Annotated in this window: 25 protein-coding genes; 18 read left to right on the forward strand and 7 right to left on the reverse strand. The window is 69.9% G+C overall.

From position 1 onward, the window contains the following. Positions 1 to 23 precede the first annotated feature (23 nt). The 3 genes from ligA (at position 24) to G510_RS0108355 (ending at position 5781) form a co-directional block, all read left to right on the forward strand. Entirely contained in the window at positions 24 to 2420 is a 2397-nt protein-coding gene (ligA, locus tag G510_RS0108345) for an NAD-dependent DNA ligase LigA (protein WP_029153266.1), read from the forward strand. 83 nt (positions 2421 to 2503) lie between these two features. Further along, positions 2504 to 4024, forward strand: coding sequence for a sodium/proline symporter PutP (gene putP, locus G510_RS0108350; RefSeq protein ID WP_029153267.1), 1521 nt, complete (start codon positions 2504 to 2506; stop codon positions 4022 to 4024). A gap of 62 nt (positions 4025 to 4086) precedes the next feature. Then, the gene (locus tag G510_RS0108355) at positions 4087 to 5781 is read left to right on the forward strand and encodes a long-chain-fatty-acid--CoA ligase (protein ID WP_029153268.1); all 1695 of its coding nucleotides are present in this window, start codon (positions 4087 to 4089) and stop codon (positions 5779 to 5781) included. Between the two features lie 6 nt (positions 5782 to 5787). Here the strand turns inward: G510_RS0108355 and G510_RS0108360 are convergent, their stop codons facing one another. Then, positions 5788 to 6234 carry a MarR family winged helix-turn-helix transcriptional regulator gene (locus tag G510_RS0108360; RefSeq protein ID WP_029153269.1) on the reverse strand — a complete coding sequence of 149 codons (447 nt, stop codon included), beginning with the start codon at positions 6232 to 6234 and terminating at the stop codon, positions 5788 to 5790. A 40-nt stretch (positions 6235 to 6274) separates the two neighbouring features. Between G510_RS0108360 and G510_RS16045 the strand changes: the two genes are divergently transcribed. From G510_RS16045 to G510_RS0108400, 8 genes are read left to right on the forward strand one after another with little or no spacing between them, the layout of a single operon-like run. Continuing rightward, complete coding sequence (locus G510_RS16045; protein ID WP_036322482.1) at positions 6275 to 6493, forward strand: hypothetical protein; 219 nt, start codon at positions 6275 to 6277, stop codon at positions 6491 to 6493. A gap of 4 nt (positions 6494 to 6497) precedes the next feature. Next, positions 6498 to 6797: an Asp-tRNA(Asn)/Glu-tRNA(Gln) amidotransferase subunit GatC gene (gene gatC, locus G510_RS0108370; RefSeq protein WP_029153270.1), complete on the forward strand. Its 300-nt coding sequence runs from the start codon at positions 6498 to 6500 to the stop codon at positions 6795 to 6797. After that, on the forward strand, positions 6797 to 8302 hold the full coding sequence (gene gatA / locus G510_RS0108375) for an Asp-tRNA(Asn)/Glu-tRNA(Gln) amidotransferase subunit GatA (RefSeq protein WP_029153286.1): 1506 nt from the start codon (positions 6797 to 6799) through the stop codon (positions 8300 to 8302). Before gatC ends, gatA begins: the two co-directional genes overlap by 1 nt. Then, complete coding sequence (gene gatB / locus G510_RS0108380; RefSeq protein ID WP_029153271.1) at positions 8299 to 9813, forward strand: Asp-tRNA(Asn)/Glu-tRNA(Gln) amidotransferase subunit GatB; 1515 nt, start codon at positions 8299 to 8301, stop codon at positions 9811 to 9813. The genes gatA and gatB overlap by 4 nt, the downstream gene beginning before the upstream one ends. Before the next feature lie 30 nt (positions 9814 to 9843). Then, complete coding sequence (locus G510_RS0108385; protein ID WP_036322486.1) at positions 9844 to 11067, forward strand: glycoside hydrolase family 3 N-terminal domain-containing protein; 1224 nt, start codon at positions 9844 to 9846, stop codon at positions 11065 to 11067. A gap of 4 nt (positions 11068 to 11071) precedes the next feature. Then, positions 11072 to 12325, forward strand: a complete 1254-nt coding sequence (dinB, locus tag G510_RS0108390) for a DNA polymerase IV (RefSeq protein ID WP_029153273.1) — start codon at positions 11072 to 11074, stop codon at positions 12323 to 12325. 17 nt (positions 12326 to 12342) lie between these two features. Beyond that, positions 12343 to 12672, forward strand: a complete 330-nt coding sequence (locus G510_RS0108395) for a hypothetical protein (RefSeq protein WP_029153274.1) — start codon at positions 12343 to 12345, stop codon at positions 12670 to 12672. Beyond that, the gene (locus tag G510_RS0108400; protein WP_084644278.1) at positions 12612 to 13220 is read left to right on the forward strand and encodes a nucleoside/nucleotide kinase family protein; all 609 of its coding nucleotides are present in this window, start codon (positions 12612 to 12614) and stop codon (positions 13218 to 13220) included. Before G510_RS0108395 ends, G510_RS0108400 begins: the two co-directional genes overlap by 61 nt. Here the strand turns inward: G510_RS0108400 and G510_RS0108405 are convergent. The 4 genes from G510_RS0108405 to G510_RS0108420 all read right to left on the reverse strand — a co-directional run bounded on the left by G510_RS0108405 (position 13217) and on the right by G510_RS0108420 (position 15060). Further along, positions 13217 to 13681, reverse strand: coding sequence for a DUF2017 family protein (locus tag G510_RS0108405; protein ID WP_036322488.1), 465 nt, complete (start codon positions 13679 to 13681; stop codon positions 13217 to 13219). The two genes, G510_RS0108400 and G510_RS0108405, sit on opposite strands and share 4 nt — an antisense overlap. Further along, positions 13678 to 13962 carry an ATP-dependent Clp protease adapter ClpS gene (gene clpS / locus G510_RS0108410; RefSeq protein WP_036322519.1) on the reverse strand — a complete coding sequence of 95 codons (285 nt, stop codon included), beginning with the start codon at positions 13960 to 13962 and terminating at the stop codon, positions 13678 to 13680. The genes G510_RS0108405 and clpS overlap by 4 nt, the downstream gene beginning before the upstream one ends. Further along, the gene (locus G510_RS0108415; RefSeq protein WP_029153278.1) at positions 13962 to 14303 is read right to left on the reverse strand and encodes a metallopeptidase family protein; all 342 of its coding nucleotides are present in this window, start codon (positions 14301 to 14303) and stop codon (positions 13962 to 13964) included. The genes clpS and G510_RS0108415 overlap by 1 nt, the downstream gene beginning before the upstream one ends. 100 nt (positions 14304 to 14403) lie before the next feature. Further along, positions 14404 to 15060: an RNase H family protein gene (locus tag G510_RS0108420; protein WP_029153279.1), complete on the reverse strand. Its 657-nt coding sequence runs from the start codon at positions 15058 to 15060 to the stop codon at positions 14404 to 14406. A 106-nt stretch (positions 15061 to 15166) separates the two neighbouring features. Between G510_RS0108420 and G510_RS16050 the strand changes: the two genes are divergently transcribed. Further along, complete coding sequence (locus tag G510_RS16050; protein WP_051216600.1) at positions 15167 to 16336, forward strand: hypothetical protein; 1170 nt, start codon at positions 15167 to 15169, stop codon at positions 16334 to 16336. Between the two features lie 125 nt (positions 16337 to 16461). Here G510_RS16050 and G510_RS0108430 read toward each other — a convergent pair whose 3' ends face one another. Further along, a complete protein-coding gene (locus G510_RS0108430; protein ID WP_036322490.1) occupies positions 16462 to 17511 on the reverse strand; it encodes an NAD(P)H-dependent flavin oxidoreductase in 1050 nt (349 codons plus the stop codon). A gap of 47 nt (positions 17512 to 17558) precedes the next feature. Between G510_RS0108430 and G510_RS0108435 the strand changes: the two genes are divergently transcribed. Further along, entirely contained in the window at positions 17559 to 18137 is a 579-nt protein-coding gene (locus tag G510_RS0108435) for a DNA-3-methyladenine glycosylase (RefSeq protein ID WP_029153281.1), read from the forward strand. Between the two features lie 15 nt (positions 18138 to 18152). On the opposite strand, the gene G510_RS0108440 is transcribed toward G510_RS0108435, so the two are convergent. Next, the gene (locus G510_RS0108440) at positions 18153 to 19025 is read right to left on the reverse strand and encodes a LysR family transcriptional regulator (protein ID WP_029153282.1); all 873 of its coding nucleotides are present in this window, start codon (positions 19023 to 19025) and stop codon (positions 18153 to 18155) included. 78 nt (positions 19026 to 19103) lie between these two features. Between G510_RS0108440 and G510_RS16055 the strand changes: the two genes are divergently transcribed. From G510_RS16055 to G510_RS19090, 5 genes are all read left to right on the forward strand, one after another. Beyond that, complete coding sequence (locus tag G510_RS16055; protein ID WP_084644279.1) at positions 19104 to 20060, forward strand: EamA family transporter; 957 nt, start codon at positions 19104 to 19106, stop codon at positions 20058 to 20060. Further along, on the forward strand, positions 20057 to 20644 hold the full coding sequence (locus tag G510_RS17540) for a lipoprotein LpqH (protein WP_051216601.1): 588 nt from the start codon (positions 20057 to 20059) through the stop codon (positions 20642 to 20644). The genes G510_RS16055 and G510_RS17540 overlap by 4 nt, the downstream gene beginning before the upstream one ends. A 72-nt stretch (positions 20645 to 20716) precedes the next feature. Beyond that, complete coding sequence (locus G510_RS0108455; protein WP_281167434.1) at positions 20717 to 22531, forward strand: glycoside hydrolase family 15 protein; 1815 nt, start codon at positions 20717 to 20719, stop codon at positions 22529 to 22531. A 60-nt stretch (positions 22532 to 22591) separates the two neighbouring features. Beyond that, positions 22592 to 24076, forward strand: a complete 1485-nt coding sequence (locus G510_RS0108460) for a SulP family inorganic anion transporter (RefSeq protein WP_036322492.1) — start codon at positions 22592 to 22594, stop codon at positions 24074 to 24076. A 92-nt stretch (positions 24077 to 24168) separates the two neighbouring features. Beyond that, positions 24169 to 24367 (forward strand): transposase family protein (locus G510_RS19090; protein WP_029153285.1); only part of this gene is annotated, 199 nt, incomplete at its 3' end.

The raw sequence follows: 24367 nt of genomic DNA on the forward strand, positions 1-24367 counted from the left end.
GGGTCACGACCTACACTCTTCTCGTGACCAACGCCGAACCTGACCTCAGTCTCGACGACGCGCGCGCCGAGGCGGGCGACCTCGTCCTCCGCATCGAATCGGCCCGCGACGCGTACTACGGTTCCGACGCGTCGGATGTGGACGATCCGACGTACGACGGCTGGCTGACGCGCCTCGACCAGCTGGAAGAGGCGCATCCCGTCCTGCGCACGCAGGATTCGCCGACGCAGACGGTCGGGGCCGCGGGCGCGACGAGCCTCGACACGATCGAGCACGCCGAGCGCATGCTCAGCCTCGACAACGTGTTCTCGCCCGACGAGCTGCGCGACTGGTGCGTCAAGGCCGAGGCGTCTGCGGCCCGGAAGGTGCGCTGGCTGACCGAGCTCAAGATCGACGGGCTCGCGATCAACCTGCGCTACGAGGACGGCGTGCTCACCTCCGCGGCGACGCGCGGCGATGGCCGCGTCGGCGAGATCGTCACGGACAACGCCACGCGTCTCGCAGGCATCCCGCAGCGACTGACGGGCGAGGGGCATCCGGCGATCGTCGAGGTGCGCGGGGAAGTGTTCATCCCCGTGGAGGAGTTCCATCAGCTGAACGCGGGTCAGGCGTCGCGCCGCGAGCGCGCGTACGACGAGGCCTACGACCGGTGGCAGCGCGTCCGCAGCGCGGGCAAGAAGGCCTTCGACGAGGATCGACAGCGCACCGCGGCCGATCGCCGCTTTCCGGCGTTCGCGAACCCGCGCAACGCCGCGAGCGGGGGGCTCCGCCAGCAGCTCGAGAAGAAGGACGGCCTCGAGCTGGAGGCGGGCGAGCGCCGCCTCGAGTCGCTGCGGCTCTACGTGCACGGCATCGGGGCGTGGCCCGACCCGCCTGTGGCGTCGCAGAGCGAGATCTACGAGCTGCTTGCCTCCTGGGGCCTACCGACGAGCCCGCACCTCAAGGTCTGCGAGTCGATCGATGACGTGCTCGCGTTCGTCGCGCACTACGGCGAGAACCGTCACTCGGTCGAGCACGAGCTCGACGGCATCGTCGTGAAGATCGATGAGCTCAACCTGCACGACGAGCTCGGCGCGACGAGCCGCGCGCCGCGGTGGGCGATCGCCTACAAGTACCCGCCCGAGGAGGTGCAGACGAGGCTGCTCGACATCCGGGTCGGGGTCGGCCGCACCGGGCGAGCGACGCCGTACGCGGTCATGGAGCCGAAGCTCGTGGCCGGCAGCGTCGTCCGCCAGGCGACGCTGCACAACCGCGAGGTGGTCGTCCACAAGGGCGTGCTCATCGGCGACACGGTGGTGCTGCGCAAGGCGGGCGACGTCATCCCCGAGATCCTGGGGCCGGTCGTCGAACGGCGCGACGGATCCGAACGCGCGTTCGAGATGCCCGAGAACTGCCCCGAGTGCGGCACGCCGCTGCGCGCCATGAAGGAGGGCGACATCGACCTGCGCTGCCCGAACGGGCAGTCGTGCCCGGCTCAGGTGCGCGGGCGCGTCGAACACGCCGGATCGCGCGGCGCGCTCGACGTCGAGGCCCTCGGCGAGGTCACGGCCGCGGCGCTCACGCAGCCGGCGCGACACGCGCAGACGGGCGCGGCCCTCGACCCGGTGCTCACGACGGAGGCCGGCCTGTTCACGCTGTCGCTCGACGAGATCGTGCCGATCGAGGTGGTCGTGACCGATCCCGAGACGGGGGAGGACCGCGTTGACGCCTCCACGGGCGAGGTCGTCCGGCGCGCTCCGTTCCAGCGCATCGAGCGGGTGTACCCGCCGGGGTGGGAGAACGCGACTGCCGCCGAGCGCCGGAAGGCGGGCGTCCGCAAGGATCACGAGCTCGTGCACCCCTCGTCGCAGGCGCTCAAGCTGCTGGAGGAGCTCGACAAGGCGAAGACCAAGGACCTGTGGCGCCAGATCGTCGCCCTCAGCATCCGTCACGTCGGCCCGGTCGCGGCCCGCGCCCTCGCGCAGCACTTCGGTTCGCTCGCGGCGATCCGTGAGGCGAGCATCGATGAGCTCGCAGGCGTCGAGGGCGTCGGCGAGATCATCGCGCGCTCGCTGATCGAGTGGTTCGACGTCGACTGGCATCTCGAGATCGTCGAGCGCTGGGCGGCGGCGGGGGTGTCGTTCCAGACGCCCGGCCACCCCGGTCCGGGGGCGCAGGCGGCATCCGGCGGCGTGCTCGAGGGCCTCACGGTCGTCGCGACCGGATCCCTCGATGGGTTCACGCGCGACGGCGCGAAGGAGGCGATCATCCAGGCGGGCGGCAAAGCGGCATCGAGCGTGTCGAAGAAGACCGACTTCGTCGCGGCGGGCCCCGGTGCGGGCTCCAAACTCGCCAAGGCCGAGGAGCTCGGCGTGCGGGTTCTCGACGCGGCGCAGTTCGCGATCCTCGTCTCGGAAGGGCCGGACGCCCTACCAGATTGATAACTCCTCCGTGAGTCGCTTGCCGTGATACTCAGCTCACAGATAGGTTGTGGCAAAACCGCAGACGAATCGGAGAAGTCATCATGACGGACCAGACTTGGTTCATCGTCGCCCTCGTGATCTATTTCGCGGCGATGATTGCCATCGGCGTCTACGGCGCGCTGAAGACCAAGAGCCACGAAGACTACATGCTCGGCGGGCGCAACCTTCCGCCGGCCGTGGCGGCTCTGAGCGCCGGCGCCTCAGACATGTCGGGCTGGCTCGTGATGGGCCTTCCTGGCGCGCTGTACGCGACCGGACTCGTAGAGATCTGGCTCGCGATCGGCCTTACGATCGGCGCCTACCTCAACTGGAAGCTCGTCGCGCCAAGGCTGCGCGCGTACACCGAGATCGCGAAGAACTCGATCACGGTGCCGAGCTTCCTCTCGAACCGCACGCGCGACAACACCAACATTCTGCGCATCGCCGCGGGCATCATCATCCTCGTGTTCTTCACGCTCTACGTCTCCAGCGGCATGGTCGCGGGCGGCAAGTTCTTCGTGAGCTCCTTCGGCGGCGACTACACGGTCGGCATGCTGATCATCGCTGGCGTGACGCTTCTCTACACCCTGTTCGGCGGGTTCCTCGGCGCGAGCTACACCGACGTCGTGCAGGGCCTGCTGATGTTCGCCGCGCTGCTGATCGTGCCCGTTCTCGCGATCGTGTCGATCGGAGACCTCGCCGAGGTCGCCGAGGGCATCCGCACGGTCGGGGCCGACAACCTCGACTGGTTCGGCGGCGGCCTCACAGCGGTGACGTTCATCGGCATCATCTCCTCGCTCGCCTGGGGCCTCGGCTACTTCGGCCAGCCCCACATCATCGTGCGCTTCATGGCGTTGCGCTCGGCGCACGATGCGAAGGTCGCCCGCCGCATCGGCATGGGCTGGATGATCCTGTCGCTGATCGGGGCCGTTGCTGTCGGCCTCATCGGTATCGCGTGGTTCAGCATCAAGGGAATCGACCTTCCCGACCCCGAGACGGTCACGCTCGTGCTGGCGCAGAACCTGATGCACCCGTTCGTGGCGGGCCTCGTGCTGTCTGCAGTGGTCGCGGCGATCATGTCGACGATGTCGAGTCAGATGATCGTGTCGTCCTCGGCGCTGATCGAGGACATCGCACGCCTGGTGTTCAGGAAGGGGCTCAGCGAGAAGATGCTCGCGTGGCTCGGACGCCTTGCGGTCCTCGCGATCGCGCTGATCGCTGTCTCGATCGCGTTCGACTCCGAGGCGACGGTGCTCGAGCTCGTCGGGTTCGCATGGGCGGGCTTCGGCTCGGCCTTCGGCCCGCTGATGCTGCTGTCGCTGTTCTGGCGCAGGCTCACGAACTACGGTGCGATCGTCGGCATGATCTCCGGCGCGGTTGTGGCGTACTGCTGGGGCCAGTTCCTCTCCGGCGGCATCTTCGATCTGTACGAGATCGTGCCCGGCTTCCTCGTCAACCTGATCCTCGCCGTCGTCATCAGTCTCGCGACGTATCGCGCCGACACGGCCGACGACAAGGAGATCCAGGAGGAGTTCACCCACACGGGCGAGATCATCATCCAGGGCCCGCCCGCGAAGAGCTGATCTTCGCACCCGAAGGCGCCGCGCGAGCTGTTCGCGCGGCGCCTTCGGCATACGATGGAACCGTGACTGACGCGTATACGCCGCCGCGCCCCTGGATCCGCTCGTACGCTCCGGGCGTGCCCGACGATCTCCTCGAGATGACGGGGTCGCTGATGGATCTCGTCGCAGAGTCCGCGGCCGAGCATCCGAATGCCCCGGCGCTGGAGTTCTTCGGCCGCACCACGACGTACGCCGATCTCGCGGCCGCGATCGAGCGCGCCGCCGCCGGCCTGCGCGCGCAGGGGGTGCGCAAGGGCGATCCGGTCGCGCTCGTGCTGCCGAACTGCTCGCAGCACATCATCGCGTTCTATGCCGTACTGCGCCTCGGCGCGATCGTGGTCGAGCACAACCCGCTCTACACCGCGCGAGAGCTGCGCAAGCAGTTCGAGGATCACGGGGCGAAGCACGCGATCGTCTGGAGCAAGGTCGCGAAGACGATCCAGGACTTCCCGGCCGACCTCGCGGTGTCGTCGCTCGTCTCGGTCGATGTCACGCAGGGCATGCCCGCGTACATGCGCGCGGCGCTTCGGCTGCCGATCCCGAGTCTCCGCGCCCAGCGGTCCCAGCTCACCGAGCGCGTGCGCGGGGCCGTCAGCTGGGAGTCGATCGTCGCGTACGCGCCCGTCGGGGCCGAGGTTCCGCAGCCCGACACCGACGACATCGCGGTGATCCAGTACACGAGCGGTACGACCGGAGATCCGAAGGGCGCGACTCTCACCCACCGCAACCTGCTCGCGAACGCGGCGCAGGCGCGCGCGTGGACCCCGACGGTGGACCGGGGCGAGGGCACGGTCGTCTACGCGGTGCTGCCGATGTTCCACGCATACGGGCTCACGCTCTGCCTCACCTACGCCATGTCGCAGGCCGCCCGCCTCGTGCTGTTCCCGAAGTTCGACCCCGACATGGTGCTGAAGGTCACGAAGAAGCACCCCGCCACCGTGCTGCCCGCCGTCCCGCCGATCGCCGAGAAGCTGCTGCGGCGCGCGAAGGAGCGCGGCATCTCCCTCGAGGGAACGGGGATCGGGGTCTCGGGCGCGATGGCGCTCGACGACGCCCTCGTCGTGCCGTGGGAAGAGGAGACGAAGGGCATGCTGGTCGAGGGCTACGGGCTCAGCGAGTGCTCGCCCGTACTCATCGTCAACCCTGTCTCGGAGGATCGCAAGGCCGGGTCGATCGGCCTGCCGCTGCCCGGAACCGAGGCGCGCGTCGTGGATCCGGAGAACCCGACGGCCGATGTGGCGCCGGGGGAGGCCGGGGAGCTCGTGGTGCGCGGCCCGCAGATCTTCGGCGGATACTACGGCCGTCCGGAGGAGACCGAGAAGGTCTTCGTCGACGGGTGGTTCCGCACGGGCGACATCGTCGCAATGGACGAGGACGGGTTCTTCTCGGTCGTCGACCGCATCAAGGAGCTCATCATCACGGGCGGATTCAACGTCGCGCCCACCGAGGTCGAGATCGCGCTGCGCCAGCACCCCGCGATCGCCGACGCCGCCGTGGTGGGCCTGCCCTCGTCCGAGCGCGGCGAAGACGTCGTCGCGGCGGTCGTGCTCGACGGCGATCCCGACTTCGACGAGGCCGAGGTTCGTGAGTTCGTCAAACGCGTCCTCACGCCGTACAAGGCACCGCGGCGCTTCGTGATCGTCGATGAGCTGCCGACGTCGATGATCGGCAAGGTCCTGCGCCGACAGGTCCGCGACCAGCTGCTCGCCGACGGCTGAGACGGATCAGGCGGTATCCTCCCTCCTGCCGGCGAGCGGGGCGAGGGCGTCGCGGATCCGGCTGAGGTGCTCCATCGACATGCCGGTCGCGGCGATCACCTGGCGCGGCACGTCGAGCGCGCGCTCGCGCAGGGCGGTGCCGCGCGCCGTGAGCGCGATGTCGAGGCGGCGTTCGTCGCTCGCGCGGCGCTCGCGCGTCACCAGCCCATCGGCCTCGAGCCGCTTCACGAGCGGCGAGGCCGTGGCGGGCTCGAGCGCGATCTCGTCGGCCAGGTCGGTGAGAGAGCGGGGCGAACGCTCCCACAGCGCGAGCATCACGAGGTACTGCGGGTGCGTCAGCCCGAGCGGCGCCAGAATCGGGCGGTAGGCGGACACCACGTTGCGCGCGGCGGTCACGAGCGAGAAGCAGAGCTGGTTCTCGAGCAGCAGGAGGTCGTCACGAGTGTCGGTCACATTGCTACTCTATCCCCTAAACGTTAGTACACTAAGAGTTATGACGCAGAACAAGACCCTTCGAGAGCGGATCCGCGAGGCGGGCGGCCTGTATTCCTACGTCAACTCGCGCCTGATCAAGATCGCGGGCCCGGCGCAGGTCGGCGGCGGGCCGAAGGAGCTCCCCGTGCACCCGTGCGGCTACTGCGGTCGCCCGAAGGACGAGCACATCGAGCGGGAGGACGGCAGTCTGCGCTGCCCGACCGAGCCCGTAGAATAGGGGAGTGTCTGAAATCACTCCCGATCTCGTGCGCCACCTCGGTGTGCTCGCCAGGATCCAGCTGTCCGAAGACGAGGTGACCAGCCTCACCGGCGAACTCGACGCGATCGTGTCGAGCATCGCGCAGGTGAGCGAGGTCGCCACGAGCGACGTGGCCGCGACGAGCCACCCGATTCCGCTCGTGAACGTGTTCCGAGAGGACGTTCCGGGCGACATGCTGACGCTCGAGCAGACCCTCCAGAACGCACCCGACAGCGACGGATCCCGATTCCGCGTGACGGCGATCCTGGGGGAGGAGCAGTGATGACGGATCTCACCAGGCTCACCGCCGCAGACCTGGCGGCGAAGCTCGCCTCGGGCGAGGTATCGAGCGCCGAAGCGACCGAGGCGCACCTCGAGCGGATCCGCGAGGTCGACGGCGACGTGCACGCCTTCCTGCACGTCAGCGACTCGGCCGTCGATGTCGCGCGCTCGATCGACGAGCGCCGCGCCGCGGGCGAGCAGCTGCACGAGTTGGCCGGCGTGCCGCTCGCGGTCAAGGACGTGCTCGTCACGACCGACATGCCCTCCACGTCCGGATCGAAGATCCTCGAGGGGTACATGTCGCCGTACGACGCCACCGTGGTCGCGAAGTCGCGCGCCGCGGGCCTCGTGCCGCTCGGCAAGACGAACATGGACGAATTCGCGATGGGATCCTCGACCGAGCACTCGGCGTACGGCCCGACGCGCAACCCGTGGGATCTCGATCGCATCCCGGGCGGCTCGGGCGGCGGTTCGGCCGCGGCCGTCGCCGCGTTCGAGGCGCCGCTCGCGCTCGGCTCCGACACCGGCGGATCGATCCGCCAGCCCGCGCATGTGACCGGAACGGTCGGCTTCAAGCCCACCTACGGCGGCGTGAGCCGGTACGGCTCGATCGCCCTGGCCTCGAGCCTCGACCAGGTCGGCCCTGTCACCCGCACCGTCCTCGACGCCGGCCTGCTGCACGACGTGATCGGCGGGCACGACCCGCACGATGCCACGTCGCTCACGACCGACTGGCCGTCCTTCGCCGCCGCCGCGCGCGAGGGCGCGACGGGCCAGGTGCTCAAGGGTCTGAAGGTCGGCCTCGTCAAGGAGCTCGTCGGCTTCTCCTCGGCCGTCGATCAGTCCTTCACCGCCGCCGTCGCGAAGCTCGAGCAGGCGGGCGCCGAGGTCGTCGAGATCAGCGCGCCGCACTTCGAGTACGCGACGGCCGCCTACTACCTGATCCTGCCGGCGGAGGCCTCGAGCAACCTCGCGAAGTTCGACTCCGTGCGGTTCGGAATGCGCGCAGATGTTGCAGGCACCGTTGAGGACGTCATGTCGGCCACGCGCGGCGCGGGCTTCGGCCCCGAGGTCAAGCGGCGCATCATCCTCGGCACCTATGCGCTCTCGGCCGGGTACTACGACGCGTACTACGGCAGCGCGCAGAAGGTGCGCACGCTGATCCAGCAGGACTTCGCGGCCGCGTTCGCGAACGTCGACGTGATCGCGACGCCGTCCGCGCCGACGACGGCGTTCAAACTCGGCGCGAAGCTCGATGATCCGCTCGCGATGTACGCGAACGACCTCGCGACGATCCCCGCGAACCTCGCGGGCATCCCCGGCATCTCGATCCCGTCAGGCCTGTCGGCCGAAGACGGGCTGCCCATCGGCATCCAGTTCCTGGCACCCGCCCACGAGGACGCGCGCCTCTATCGCGTGTCGGCGGCGCTCGAGGCGATTCTGGTGGACGAGTGGGGCGGTCCGCTGCTCGACCGGGCACCCGCGCTGAACGGAGGGGCACGCTGATGGCTGCCAAGCTGATGGACTTCGACAAGGCGCTCGAGATGTTCGAGCCGGTCATCGGGCTCGAGGTGCACATCGAGCTCAACACCCGCACCAAGATGTTCTCCGCGGCGGGCAACCCCGCCAACGAGGAGTTCCACGGCGCGGAGCCGAACACGCTGATCGCGCCGGTCGACCTCGGGCTGCCCGGGGCGATGCCGGTGGTCAACGCCGAGGCGATCCTCAGCTCGATCAGCCTGGGCCTCGCGCTCGGGTGCTCGATCGCGCCGTCGAGCCGCTTCGCGCGGAAGAACTACTTCTATCCCGACCTCGGCAAGAACTACCAGATCAGCCAGTACGACGAGCCGATCGCGTTCGAGGGGTCCGTCGAGGTCGAGCTCGAGGACGGCGAGATCATCGTGGTGCCGATCGAGCGCGCGCACATGGAGGAGGACGCGGGCAAGCTCACGCACATGGGCGGATCCTCGGGCCGGATCCAGGGCGCGTCGAGCTCGCTCGTCGACTACAACCGCGCCGGCGTGCCGCTCGTCGAGATCGTGACGCACCCGATCTACGGCACGGAGCACCGCGCCCCCGAGGTCGCCAAGGCGTACCTCGGCACGATCCGCGACATCGCGCGCGGGCTCGGCATCAGCGAGGCCCGCATGGAGCGCGGCAACGTGCGCTGCGACGCCAACGTGTCGCTGCGTCCGCGCGGGGCCGAGAAGCTCGGCACGCGCACGGAGACGAAGAACGTCAACTCGATGCGATCGGTCGAGCGCGCGGTGCGCTACGAGATCCGCCGCCAGGCCGTGATCCTCGCCGAAGGCGGATCGATCACGCAGGAGACGCGCCACTGGCACGAGGACACGGGGGAGACCTCGCCCGGCCGGCCGAAGTCCGACGCCGACGACTACCGCTACTTCCCCGAGCCCGACCTGCTGCCGGTCGAGCCGAGCGAGAAGCTGATCGAGGATCTGCGCGCGAAGCTGCCCGAGGCGCCGGCCCCGAAGCGTCGCCGGCTGCGGGCCGAGTGGGGCTTCACCCCGCTCGAGTTCCAGGACGTCGCGAACGGCGGACTGACCGACGCGGTCGAGCAGACGATCGCGGCGGGCGCGACGCCGGCGACCGCGCGCAAGTGGTGGACGGGCGAGATCGCCCGCATCGCGAACGCCCAGGACCGCGACGCGGCAGACCTCGTGAGCCCCGCTCACGTGGCGGCACTGCAGAAGCTGGTCGATGATGGCACGCTCACGGACAAGCTCGCGCGGCAGGTGCTCGAGGGCGTCATCGCCGGCGAGGGATCCCCGCAGGAGGTCGTCGACCAGCGCGGTCTCGCGGTCGTCTCCGACGACGGAGCGCTCATCGCCGCGATCGACGACGCGCTCCAGTCGCAGCCGGACGTGCTCGAGAAGATCAAGTCGGGCAAGGTGCAGGCCGCCGGCGCCATCATCGGCGCCGTCATGAAGGCGATGAAGGGGCAGGCCGACGCGGCACGCGTGCGCGAGCTCGTGCTCGAGCGCGCCCAGGCGTAGCCATTGCTGCACGCCTCTGGTGAGGGGACCATGGGCACTGTGCGGAAGACACGACTGACCAGGATCGCGGTGGCGCTCGGCGCGGCCGCGGTCCTGGTCGCGTGTTCGCCGGGCGGCGGAGGCGCGGCGCCGGAACTGACCGCGACATCGTCGCCGGTGCCGAGTGCCGCGCCGACTCCGACCCCTGCTCCGACTGCTTCTCCGACTCCCACACCGAGCCCGTCGCCCGTGCCACAGACGGACGAGGCGCGCGCAGCAGCGCTCGTGGCCGGGATGTCGACGATCGAGCGCGCGGGGGTCGTCGTCATGGGGCACGCCCCCGGAACCGACCCCGCTCCGCTCGTCGGCCTGCTCGAGTCCGGGCCTCAGGGGCTGATCCTGATGGGCGATAACATCGCCGCGGATCCCGACGCGCAGCGCCTCGTGAGCGACGCGGTCGCCTCGTCGGCGACGCCCGCGCCCCTCATCGCCATCGACGAGGAGGGCGGCGACGTCACGCGCCTGCCGTGGGACGGTCTACCGTCGGCGCGGGAGCTGAAAGGCGCGGATCCGTCGGCCGTCACGGCCGCGTTCGACGCGCGCGCCGACCTGCTGGGCGCGGCGGGCATCACGGTCAACTTCGGCATCGTCGCCGACGTGCCGCCGGACGAGGGCTCGTTCATCTTCTCGCGCGCGTACGGCACGGATCCGGAGATCGTCGCGGACGCGGTGCGCGCGGCGGTCGCCGGCGAGGGCGACCGGATCCTGTCGACCCTCAAGCACTTCCCGGGGCACGGGGCCGCATCCGGCGACTCGCACAGCTCGATCCCGACGACCGACGAGACGTACGACGAGTGGATGGGCAGCGACGCCGTGCCGTTCGCCGCGGGAATCGACGAGGGCGCCGAGCTCGTCATGGTGGGACACCTGCGGTTCACGGGCGTCGACGAGCGCCCCGCCTCCCTGTCGCCCGAGTGGTACCGCATCCTCCGCGACGACCTCGGCTTCGAGGGGGTCGCTGTCACGGACGACCTCGGCATGCTGACCTCATCGGGAGAAGCCGCGTACGCGGATCCGGTCGCCAACGCCACGTCGGCCCTGGGCGCGGGGGCCGACCTCGTGCTCACGGTCGTCGGGGCGTCCGCGGAGGAGCATGCGCGCATCGTCGACGGCATCGCGGCGGCGACCGAGCGCGGCGAGATCCCCGCGGATCGCCTGGCCGAGGCGGCCGAACGCGTCATGACGCTCCGCCTCGCGGCGGATCCGGGAGAATAGATCCGTGGGCAGGCAGGACGGATCGGGACGGCTGTATTCGCCGCCCGGCGCGGATGACTCCGGCGCGCACATCCTGCACGTCGACATGGACGCGTTCTTCGTCGCGGTCGAGGTGCTCGACGATCCGTCGCTCGCGGGCAAGCCCGTCGTCATCGCCCACAACGACGCGCGCTCGGTCGTCTCGAGCGCGTCGTACGAGGCGCGCCGGTACGGGGTGAGGTCGGCGATGCCGCTCGGGATGGCGCTCAGCCGGTGCCCGAAGGCCATCGTCGTGCCGCCGACCTTCGAGCGCTATCGCGAGACGTCGGCGCAGGTGATGGAGGTGTTCCGCAGCATCACACCGCTCGTCGAGCCGCTCTCGATCGACGAGGCGTTCCTCGACGTCTCCGGCGCACGCCGCCTGTGGGGCACGCCGGGGCAGGTCGCGGCACTGATCCGGCGGCGCGTGGAGGACGAGGTCGGCATCACCTGCAGCGTGGGCGCCGCGGCGACCAAGCACGTCGCGAAGATGGCGTCGACCGCGTCGAAGCCGAACGGGCTGCTCATCATTCCCGCCGCGCGCACGCAGGAGTTCCTCGATCCGAGACCGGCGGGCGCCATGTGGGGCGTCGGCCCGAAGGCGGCGGAGGCCCTGACCTCGCGCGCGATCCGGACGATCCGCGACGTGCGCGAGACGCCGGTGGCCGCTCTCGCGCGCATCCTCGGAACCGCGCAGGCGCAGCGGATCCACGACCTGGCGAACGGGCGGGATCCGCGCGGCATCGAGACGGAGCGCACCGAGAAGTCGATCTCGCACGAGGAGACCTTCCGCACCGATGTCACGGATCCGAACGTGCTGCGCGGCGAGATCCTGCGCCTGGCCGACAAAGTGGCGGTCCGCCTCCGCGCGGCGGACCTCGAGGCCTCGGGAGTGGCGATCAAGGTGCGCTTCGACGACTTCCAGACGCTGACGAGATCGCAGGCGCTGACGGATCCCACGAGCGTGGGCCAGCGCATCGCGCAGGTGGCGCGCGACCTCCTGTCCGCGGTCGATCTCCGGGCGCCCGTGCGGCTCATCGGCGTGCGCGCGGAGCGGCTCGTGCCGGCGGGATCCGCGGCGCTCGCGCTCTGGGACGACGACGGCGAATGGAAGCAGGTCGACGGCGCGCTCGACAAGCTCGCCCAGCGCTTCGGCACGGGGTCGATCACGCGCGCGGCGTTCCTCACGCGCGATCAACATCTTCCCGACGCGGAACGGCCTGCCGAGGACAGCGACTGAACGGGTACTCTGATGTCATGCCCAACATCGCGATTGAACTCGGAAAGCTCAGTGGCAACCTCGGCGTCACGGCCGCATACGGCGAACAGCAGGACCTGGACGGCGTGAAGGTCCTTCCTGTGGCCGCCGCGTGGTCCGGCTTCGGCGGCGGCAGCGACGAGGCCGGCAACGGCGGCGGCGGTGGCGGCGGATTCTCGCTGCCGGTCGGCGCATACGTACGCCGCGGCAGCGAGTTCCGGTTCGCTCCGAACCCCGTGACGCTGATCCTGGTCCTGACGCCCTTCGTGTGCGTGGCCGGGCGCGCGCTCGGCTACGTCGTGAAGAGCCTCAAGAAGAAGCGGCGCTGAGCCAGCTCGACGAGGCCGCACTCGGCGAGATCGCCCGTGCGGCCGTTCGCGCTGTCCGCGCGGATCCCCGCGGGCGGATCGTCATCGACGGCCGCAGCGGGGCCGGTAAGACGACGATCGCGCATCAGATAGCGGACGACACCGGCGCGCGCGTCGTCTCGCTCGACGAGTTCTATCCCGGCTGGGAAGGGCTCGAGGAGGCGACGCGGATCGCCGCGCGGCTGGTCGCCGATCACGCGGCGGGGCGCGAGGGCGCGTACCGCCGGTGGGACTGGGAACGGGGCGCGTGGCTCCGTCGCGAACACGTCGTGGATCCGGGCATTCGGCTCATCATCGAGGGGTGCGGTTCGTTGACCGCGTCGTCGGCGCGCGCCGCGACCGCGTCGATCTGGATCGACGGCGATGCGGCGGCGCGACGGCAGCGCGCGCTCGAGCGAGACGGCGACGGGTTCCGCGCGTTCTGGGACGTGTGGGCGGCGCAGGAGGACGCGCACATCCGGGCGCATGATCCGCGCCGGCTCGCGACCTACGCCGCGGACGTGGTCTAACTGGCGTCCTGCTCCGCGACCTGCACGAGGCCCTCGAGGCGATAGCCGAGCCATTCGTACAGGCCGTAGGCCGGGTCGTCCTCCTCGTGCTCTGCGCCGTCGGCGATGCCGAGCCGGCCCGCGAGCACCAGCCGCAGCGCGGACAGCGTGCGCAGCCACGGCTCGAGGTCGGCGATCGAGACGTCGACGGGGGAGAGGGCGTCGGCGACGCCGGCGTCCTCCACGCGCGAGAGGTCGTTCGAGACGGTCGCCGCATCGTGGGCGCGCCGGCCCAGCAGATCCGCGCGGGTGACCTGACGGAACTCGCTCGAGGCCTCCGCATCGTCCGGGTACACGTCGGGCGTCAGGCGCTCGAGGGCCGGATCGCCGACGGGTTCGGTGACGAGCTCCTGGAACTGACCGACGAGGTTCGTCAGGTGCGCCGCCTCCACGCGCGTGAGGGTGAGGATCACGTGTGTCACTGGGGTGCCTTTCGAACGGTCGCCCAGAGGCCGTAGTCGTGCATCGCCTGGGCGTGGAGCTCCATCTGTTCGCGCGCGCCCTCGGCCACCACGGCGTGGCCGTCGCGATGAACCTCGAGCATGCGCGCGGTCGCGGCGTCGTGGCCGAACCCGAAGTACTCGCGGAACACGCGCACGACGTAGCTCATGAGGTTGACGGGGTCGTCCCAGACGACGGTCTGCCATGGAACGGCGGGGGCGACGGAGAGATCCTCGACGATCTCGGGTTCAGCGAGAGCCATCACGCCCACCCCAGTTCGTGCAGCTGCGCGTCGTCGATGCCGTAGAAGTGCGCGATCTCGTGCACGAGGGTCGTGTGGACCTCGTCGCGCAGCTCGTCGGTCGTCTCGCACTGCGCGAGATGCGACTCGCGATAGACGATGATCCTGTCGGGCAGCTCGCCCATGCCGTACCGGTCGCGCTCGGTGAGGGCGAAGCCGTCGTACAGCCCGAGCAGGTCGAGAGAGCCGTCCTCCGGGCGGTCCTCGACGACGAAGATGACGTTGTCGAGCCCATCGACCATGTCGTCGCGCAACCGGTCGAGCTCTTCGACGACGAGTGCCTCGAACTCCTCCGCATTCATGCATCCAGCCTAGTAGCGCGGGGCCGTGCGGACCCCGAGAGACGGCGTGCGCGCGGACTTCGTGATGCGTCCGATACGGCGGGGCTGCCCTCTGCGCGACTCAGATCAGCGCGCGGAGGAACTCCTCCGGACTCACACCCGCTTCGTGGGCGCGGGCCGTCAGCCGTGTGTGCTCGTCGGGCGAGACGACGATCCGGATCTCGGTGAACGGATCCTCCTCGATGTCGTCGAACAGCGTGGGGTGAACGGGAAGCGCGGGCGCCGGTTCTGCCCGGGTGCTGACCAGGGCCGCCGCACCGGCGAAGCCCGGGCCGCTCTTGACCGGGGTGCCATTCTGGTATGCCTGAGCCGCGCCGTTGGCGCGCACGTCGGCGGCCTCGTTGAGGGGATGCCCGGCGTGGCCCTTCACCCATTCGAACCGCACGCGGCGGCCCTTCATAGCGGCGTCGAGCGCCTGGATGATCTCAAGGTTCATGACCGGCTTGCCGTCGGCCTTCTTCCAGCCCTTCTTCTTCCAGCCGGGCATCCACTTGGTGATCGAGTCGATCACGTAGCGGCTGTCGCAGTGGATGAGCAGATCCTCGTCAGTGTGCGCCGTTGCGCGCAGCAGCTCGAGCACGGCGGTGAGCTCGCCGATGTTGTTCGTGCCGTGCGGCGCGCCGCCGGCGGCCCAACTGTCGTCGTCGATGTACCAGGCCCAGCCCATGGGGCCGGGGTTTCCGAGGGCGGAGCCATCCGCGGCGGCGATGATCGTCATCCCCCCAGCGTATTCGTCCACCCGCGCCCGCCTGAACCACCCCCAAGATGCTCCAATGACAGCTCTATAGAACTGTTGGCGTCAGGTTGAGGGGAGGATGGGAGCTATGGATGCATCGATGCTGCTGGCCGGGCCGCGGGGGAGGCGGATGCTGCTGCTGTTCGCGCTGGAAGCGAGTGACGCCGTCGAGGGGGACCTGAACGAGCGAGTTTTCGCGGCCGATCTCCTGCTCGACCCCGACACTCCGACTCCGGTCAGGATGACGTCGGGCGGTATCGAACTGCCGGAGAACGTGTTCGGCCATCTCGCGTACATGCCGCTGCCGGCCGCGCGACGCCTGGACCGCAATCGCGCTTCCGCGCCGGATCCCGACGCGGTGTCAGCCGCTGTGGAGCGGGTCGTCGCTGCCTTCGACTCCACGGTCCTCCCCGACGTGAGCGGGGAGGCGCTTGCGGCAGCGCTCGCGGACGCCGTCTCGGTCGCACGCTACTGGCAACCGGCCGAGGGCACCGACGTGCTGCTGGCACGCGAAGAGCTGAAGGATCCGCTCGCGCGCGTCGCGGAGCGCGTCGCCGCGTCGCCGCACGCCGATTGGTGGGCGTCGCCGGTCGCCGAGCGGTCTCAGCACGCGATGCTGTGGGACGGCGAGGATCCCGTGCCGCCGGTGGACAGCTCGCGCACGCAACTGATCGAGTTGCGGCGCCACCTGGAGGAGCGGGAGAAGACCGCACGCGAAGAGAAATGGGCGGGCGGGGTCAGCTCCGAGTGGTGGTCTGCGCCGAGCTGGCCGATCACGGGCCCCCGCACCGCACGGCTCTTGCCCGATAGCAGCCCGGTCGGCGCGCTGCTCGTCGAGGACGACTTCGGTTGGGAGGAGGGAGAGTCGATCGAGCTGGAAGTGCCGGGCGGACTGCGGATCTTCGAGATCGACTGCGCCGACGCCTGGGTCGATCTCTGTCGGCGGTTCCCGATCGATGTATCGGAGCACAAGCGCGGCGATTGGCGAGACACCACGGGGCGCGACGGCCCGTGGGTGATGCCCGATTGGGCCGCCGTCGCGGAGGAGTACGACGCGGTGCACCTCCAGGTGGCCGCTTACCTGCAGGCAGCCGGACGGGCGCTGGTAGTGACCGACGAGGCCGCCACGGTGCTGGCCGGCTGGGATCCCGACGCCACGTTCTGGTTCACCGACCGCGTGCGGTACGTCGGGAAACGAACGCGATGGGTGATGAACGACGACGACAAGCGCATCCGGTGGGAGCGCGACAGCGGCTGATCCCTCAACCTTCCCCGAACTGCGCCAAATCCGGCTTCTTGGAGCAGTTGGGGGCATCTTCAAGATCGCGGCCCCCTGAACCTTCCCCGAACTGCTCCAAAACTCGAGAAATGGCGCAGTTGGCGTCAGGTTGAGCGGAGGCCGGCAGCGAGCTCGGCGAAGATATCCGCGGCCGATCCGCCGCGGGCGAGCGGGGCCGACTGGCCGAGCCACAGCGACTGCAGCTCGCCGAGGTTTTGCTGCCCGGCGGGGGTGCGGAACTTTCCCGTCAGCCAGTTCTGGATCGGGAACGGCGCGATCATGCCGCCCGCCTCGATCGCGCGCACGGCGCGGTTGCGCACGCCGCGGGCCAGGCGCCCGCTCATCGCACGCGTGAGCACGCTCGCATCGGCCGATGTCGAACGAATCGCGTCGCGGTGCGCGTCGTTCGCGGCCGACTCGCGCGCGGCGAGGAACGCCGTGCCCACCTGCACACCGGACGCCCCGAGCGCGAGCGCGGCCGCCACGCCCCGGCGATCGGACACCCCGCCGGCGGCGATGACCGGGGCGCGAACAGCATCGACGACCTGCGGCACGAGCGAGAACGTGCCGACGAGCGACTCGTCTGCGGGCTTCAGGAACGAGACGCGGTGCCCCGCCGCCTCGGATCCGCTGGCGACGATCGCATCGACGCCGGTCTCGTCGAGGGCGACGGCCTCGTCGACGGTGGTCGCGGTTCCGACGAGGCGGATCCCGCGTCCCCGCGCGTCGGCGACGAGCTCGGCAGAGGGCGCGCCGTACACGACGCTCAGAACGGCGGGCGCGGCATCCCAGATCGCGTCGAGCTGCTCGTCGAGCGTCGGCAGATAGCGCTCGGGGCGCTGCGGGATCTCGGCGCCGACCGCCGAGTAGAACGGCTCGAGCGCGTGGGCGAACGCCGTGTGCTGCGGCCCCGGGACGGCCTCGTCACCGGTCGGCAGCCAGATGTTGAGGGCGAACGGTTTCTGGGTCGCAGCCCGCAGCGCGGCGGCCGTTTCTCGGATCCGGTCGCCGTCGTAGCCGTAGAGGCCGTACGCGCCGAGCCCGCCCGATTCGCTCACGGACGCGGTGAGCGCCGTCGATGACAGGCCTCCGAACGCGCCGAGGACGATGGGGTGAGAGATGCCGAAGAGGTCACGAAGATCGCTGCTGCCCATGATCCGAGCGTACGCCCGGGCCGGCGCACGCCTGTCAGAATCGACCTATGACGCCATTCGACTTCCTCGATGCGCCGGTCGAACAGGCGGCGCGACGCCTGCTCGGATGCGAGCTCGTGAGCACCACCGGCCCGCTCGTGCGAGTACGGATCGTCGAGACCGAGGCCTACGACGAGACGGATCCGGCGAGCCACACGTTCCGCGGACCGACGGCGCGCAACGCGGCGATGTTCCTCGGCGCCGGTCACCTGTACGCGTACAGCTCGATGGGGATCCACGTGTGCTGCAACGTCGTGACGGGCCGAGCGGGCCACGGATCCGGTGTGCTGATCCGCGCCGGCGAGCCGCTCGAGGGGATCGAGACGATGATCGAGCGCCGCGGGCGCGGCGGCCCGGACGTCACGAACGGCCCCGGCAAGCTCGGCCAGGCGCTCGGTGCCGAGCTTTCGCTCTCGGGCACGTCGCTCGTCGACGGACCGATCCGGCTCGTAGAGCGGGCGCCACTGACCGAGTCCGACATCGTCACGGGCGTGCGCGTCGGCATTTCGAAGGCGGCGGATCTACCGCGCCGCTTCTACATACGCGGAAACGCATACGTCTCGCGCCGTCACGGCGCCCCGTGGTGACCGCCCTGCAGGAGATCAGCCCGCGTCGTCGCTCAGCAGCTTCACGAACGCCGAGGCCGCGGGGCTCGGATTGAAGTCGCTCCACGCGAGGTACTCGATGCGGGTCGGCCCGTCGGGCACGGACACGGTGCGCAGCGCCGGAACGTTCGGCACGACGGCGGGAGGCAGCAGCGCGATCGCCAGCCCCTCCGCCACGATGCTGAGGATCATCTCGGCCGAGGTCGCCTCGAAGGCCACCTCGCGGCGTTCATCGGCGGCGGCGAAGGCGAGATCCGACTGTGCGCGGCCCGGGGTTCCCTCGGGGAAGTCGACGAACGTCTCGCCCGCGATATCGCGCAGCCGCAGTCGTCGCCGCATCTGGTGGCGGTGACCGGGGCCGATCACGGCGACGAGCCGTTCGCGGGCGAGCTCCCGGGAGGCGACCTTCGGCGGGACCGGGCCCGCGAGTCCGAGCACCGCCGCGTCGAGTCGGCCGGTCGCGATGTCGGTGACGAACGCGTCGCTCGAGCCCATGCGCAGGCGGATCCGCACGGCGGGGTGCGACGTGTGGAACTCGCGCAGCGCGGCCGGGAGATCGATCGCCGTGACCGTCGGGATGACGCCGATGTTGAGCTCGCCGCGGATCTCGCCCGTCGTCGCGGCGGCGGAAGCGACGGCTCGATCCGCGGCCGCGAGCGTCGCCCGGGCCTCGATGACGAACGCCTCGCCCGCCGTCGTGAGCTCGACGCGCCGACTCGTGCGAGCGAACAGCATCGCGCCGAGTTCGTCCTCGAGCGCCTTGATCTGATGGCTCAGGGCTGACTGCACGACGAAACAGCGGGCCGCGGCGCGGGTGAAGCTCCGCTCCTCGGCGAGGGCGATGACGTAGCGCATCTGTTGGAGCTCCATAGGCTCATGATTCTCGTTCATTGATCCCATGAAAACCATGTGTTGGACTCATTCTGAATTGTTGTCGACCATGGGGATATGGATACGACCAGCCCCGTGGGCCGCACGGCGCTCACCGCGCTCGCACCGATCGTGTGGGGCACGACGTACGTGGTGACGACCCACATGCTGCCCGACGGGCACCCGATCTTCGCGGCGCTCATGCGGGCCCTGCCGGCGGGGCTCCTCGCGATCGTCATCACGGAGAAACTGCCCCGCGGATCCTGGTGGTGGAAGAGCCTCGTGCTCGGAACGCTCAATATGGGCGCCTTCTTCCCGCTCCTGTTCATCGCGGCCCAGCATCTGCCGGGCGGCGCCGCCGCCACGCTCGGCGCGACCCAGCCGATGTTCGTCGCGATTCTCGCCGTGTGGATCCTTCGCGAGCGTCTCTCCGGTTGGCGCACGCTCTGGGGGTTCGTCGGGATCGTCGGGGTGGCGATGGTCGTGCTCGGACCGGGCGCAGGAATCGACGCGACCGGCGCGCTCGCCGGCATCGCGGGTGCGGCGTCGATGTCCACGGGCGTGGTCCTGACGAAGAAATGGGGCCGCCCGGAAGGCGTCGCGCCGCTGGCGCTTGCGGGCTGGCAGCTCACGGGCGGCGGTGTGGTGCTGATCATCCCTGCACTCCTGATCGATGGAGTCCCGGCCGACATCGGCCTGCGCGCGATCGCCGGCTACGCGTGGCTCGGCATCATCGGGGCGCTCGTGGCGTACACGCTGTGGTTCGAGGGGATCCGCCGCCTGCAGGTGACCGCGACGGCGCTGCTCGGGCTGCTGTCGCCCCTCGTCGCGGCGGGGCTCGGTGCCGTTGTCGCGGGCGAGGAGCTCACCTCGATGCAGATCGCGGGATTCGCGCTCGCGCTCGTCGCGATGGTCGCGGGGCAGCTCGTCCCGTCGCGCCGCGAACCCGTGATCGGGAGGGTCGCGGCAGCCTCGCACACTGGGGTCGACTGGATCCGCTCGAGCGGCCGGCGACACCAAGGAGGAAGCCCATGACCGTCACAACCACGACCATCTCGTCCCGGATCCGAGCGACCGCCCTCGCAGTCGGGGTGAGCGGGATTCTTCTGCTGACCGGCTGCTCATCGTCCGGCGCGGACGCCGAGGGATCCCAGAGCGCGCCCGAGACCGCGACCGAATCCGAGTCATCCACGGCGACGGACGACGGCGCAGCGACAGAGGAGGACGCCGGCGACGAAGGAGCCGACGCGACGGAGGAGGCCGCCGAGGGAACGTCCGGCGGATCCGCCGCAGAGGTCTCGATCGACGGCTCGCCCGTCGAGATCGCCGATGCCACGGTCGTGTGTCAGGACACGGGGGGAGCGATGACCATCGCCGTCGGATCCACGACCGGCACCGACGGCATCGGCGCCGTGCTCGAGGGCGAGACCGTGAAGAGCGTTGCGCTCGGATCCGTCGACGGCACCGCGATGGGGTGGGCCGAGGGCACGCCCGGCGAGGTCACGGCGACCGTGGACGGATCGACCTACACGATCGCGGGAGAGATGATGGCGGTCGACGCGGCGAATCCGACCGCAGCCGAAGAGACGCCGTTCGAGATGCGGATCACCTGCCCCTGATCGACGTTCGCACCGCGCCGCCGCCCCAGGGCGCGGCGCGGTGTCGTCGCGTGAGGCGCGAGTTGCTCCCCGATCCGGCGAACGTGGCAACCTGGGCGTGTGACGACTCCCATCGATGACTACGCGCTTCTCGCGGATCTGCACTCGGCCGCACTCGTCTCACGAGGCGGGAGCATCGACTGGATGTGCCTACCGAGATTCGATTCGGCCGCGGTCTTCACGAGCCTGCTGGGCACGCCGGAGCACGGCCGGTGGTTGATCGCTCCCGAGGGCGGCACGGTCATCGATCGCCAGTACGAGGACGGGACCTTCGTGCTCCGCACGCGCTGGCGCACCCCGACGGGCGAAGCGGAGGTCACGGAGTTCATGCCGGCCGGCGACGGGCGCGCGGACCTGGTGCGCGAGGTGACGTGCGTGGCGGGCACCGTCGAGATCCGGTCGGAGCTGATCCTGCGCCTCGACTACGGCGCGACGATCCCGTGGGCGCACCGTGTCGGCGACGCGCTCACCGCGATCGCCGGCCCCGACCAGTACGTGCTGCGCGGCCCGTCTCTCGAAGCGGGGGATAAGCGCCACGTCGGACGTCACGAGCTCGGAGCAGGCGAGACCGCGACCTGGGTGCTCACCTGGTCGAACTCGTGGGCCGACCTGCCGGTCCCGCTCGACATCGTCGGGGCGCTCGATGACACGCGACGGATCTGGCGCACGTGGGACGACGCGGTCGTCGTCGACAGGCGCTGGGCCGACGCGGTGCGTCGATCGCTGCTCGTGCTTCGTGCACTGACGCACGCCGACACGGGCGGCATCGTGGCGGCCCCGACGACGTCGCTCCCCGAGGATCCGGGCGGCGAGCGCAACTGGGACTACCGGTACTGCTGGCTGCGCGACTCCGCGCTGACGCTCGAGTCGCTCCTCGCGCACGGCGGCGCGGATGCCGCCGCGAACTGGCGCGATTGGCTCCTGCGGGCCATCGCGGGGGATCCCGATGACCTGCAGATCATGTACGGCGTCGGCGGCGAGAGATCGCTCGCCGAGCACACCCTCGACCATCTCCCCGGATATCTGGATTCGGCTCCGGTCCGCGTCGGCAACGGCGCGGTGAAGCAGTATCAGGCCGACGTCGTGGGCGAGGTCATGATCGCGCTCGCCAAGCTGCGCGAGGCCGGCGTGCACGAAGACGACTTCTCCTGGCCTCTGCAGCGCGCAATGCTCACGTACACGATCGCGCGCATGGACGAGAAGGACCAGGGACTATGGGAGATGCGGGGCGAACCGCACTACTTCACCCACTCGCGGGTCATGATGTGGGCCGCATTCGATCGGGGCGTGCGGGCGATCGACGGCCACGGCCTCGACGGGGCGCGCGAGGAGTGGGCCCGATTCCGAGACCAGCTGCGCGCGGAGATCCTCGAGCACGGGGTGGATCCGTCGACGGGCGCCTTCCGCCAGACGTACGGCCAGAGCGAGGTGGACGCGTCGCTGCTGCAGATCGCGCAGTCGGGGTTCGTCGCGTATGACGATCCGCTCATGCTGTCAACGGTCGAGAAGATCGAGCACGACCTCCTGCGGGACGGCCTCGTGCTGCGCTACCGGACCGCGTCAGGAAAGGACGGCCTCGCAGGATCGGAGCACCCGTTCGTCGCATGCAGCTTCTGGCTCGTCGAGCAGTACGCGATGTCAGGGCGAGAGGCCGACGCGACCGCCCTCATGGACCGCCTCGTGGGATTCACGAACGACCTCGGGCTGTTGGCCGAAGAGTACGACGCGTCGACGAATGCACAGATCGGCAACTTCCCGCAGGCCTTCAGCCACCTCGCCCTGGTGCGCGCGGCGGACGCGCTCACCGGGCGGTATCAGGCACCCGTGACGTCGACCCGGTCACGGTAGTCTCGATGGCTGGGGCTCCTCGCGCCGCCCCACCTCCCGACGCACGACAGGCTGCTCCTCATGACCCGTTCCGAACGACCGATCGGTGTGCTCGCCGCGCTCCGCAACCCGCGGCAGATGTCGAAAGAGGTGTTCGCGGGCCTCGTGACGACCCTCGCCCTCGTTCCCGAGGTGATCTCGTTCTCCGTGATCGCCGGTGTGGATCCGATGGTGAGCCTCGTCGCGAGCGTCGTGCTGGTCCTCACGATGACGTTCCTCGGCGGGCGACCGGGGGTGATCACGGCGGCGGCCGGATCCGTCGCGCTCGTGATCGCCCCGCTCGTCAGCGAGCACGACGTGTCGTATGTTCTGCCCGCGGTGGTCCTCGCCGGCCTGATGCAGATCGTCTTCGGACTGACGGGGCTCGCGCGGCTCGTGCGCTACGTGCCGCGGTCGGTCATGCTCGGCTTCGTCAATGCGCTGGGCATCCTGATCTTCGCGGCCCAGGTTCCGCACCTGCTGCACGGCGGCGGGATCGGCGTGATCCTGTTCGCGGCGACGCTTGCGATCGTGCTGCTGCTGCCGCTGATCACGAAGGCGGTCCCGGCTCCGCTCGTCGCGATCGTCGTCGTGACCGCGATCGTGATCATTTGGAAGCTGAACGTCCCGGACGTCGCCGACGAGGGGCAGATCGGCGGAGGCCTGCCGGGGATGACCGAGCTCGCGGTGCCGCTCGATCTGGAGACCCTGCGGATCATCCTGCCCACGGCCATCAGCGTCGCGCTCGTCGGCCTGATGGAATCGCTGCTCACGGCCAAGCTCGTCGACGAGGCCACGGAGACCCCGTCGCACAAGGGCCGCGAGTCGTGGGCGCTCGGCGTTGCCAACATCTTCGGCGGCTTCTACGGCGGAATGGCCGGCTGCGCCATGATCGGCCAGACCGTGCTGAACGTGAAGACGAGCGGCGCGCGCACGCGGATCTCGACCTTCGTCGCGGGCGTGTTCCTCCTGGGGCTCATCACCGGGCTGAGCGATCTGATGGGCCAGATACCGATGGTGGCGCTCGCCGCGGTGATGATGGTCGTCGCCGTGATGACCGTCGACTGGCACAGCGTTCGCCCCTCGACGATTCGGCGCATGCCGCTGCCGGAGACGCTCGTGATGGTCGTCACGATCGCGGTCGTGGTGGCGACCGACAACCTCGCGTACGGCGTCATTGCCGGCGTGATCCTTGCGATGGTGCTCTTCGCGCGCCGCGTCGCGCACGTCATCTCGGTCGACCGCGTCGTCGCGGACGACGAAGAATCGGTGCGCTACATCGTGCGCGGCCCGCTGTTCTTCGGCAGCAGCAACGACCTCGTCGAGCAGTTCTCCTATGCCGAGGATCCCGCGCGCATCGTGATCGACCTGACGCACGCACAGATCTGGGACGCCTCGACGGTCGCCGCGCTCGACTCGGTCGAGACGATCTTCGCCAAGCACGGCGCGAGCGTCACGATCGAGGGCCTCGACGAGCGCAGCGTCCGTTTCCACGGGCGTTTGTCGGCTCTTCCCGGTTCGTGGTGATGGGGAGCGTCGCGTCGTTGACGTAGAACGGCTCGTGGTCCTGCTGTGATGGGTGTTGTCAAGACATCCGAATCTCAGAGGACCACGAGCCTGTGCACGAGAGTACTGGTTCGCAGCGTGATGCTGCGAGCACGATCTTCAACTTGCCCAATTACCGCGTCATCGATGCCGTCGACCTGCCCGACGGGGGCCGGCGGGTGGTGATCGCCTCGACCGTCCCGCCGGGCTGTCCGTCCTGCGGCGTGCTGGCGACGAAGGTCCATTCCCGCCGGTCACAGCAGGTCCGGGACG

The organism is Microbacterium gubbeenense DSM 15944, from assembly GCF_000422745.1.
Taxonomy (GTDB): Bacteria; Actinomycetota; Actinomycetes; order Actinomycetales; family Microbacteriaceae; genus Microbacterium; species Microbacterium gubbeenense.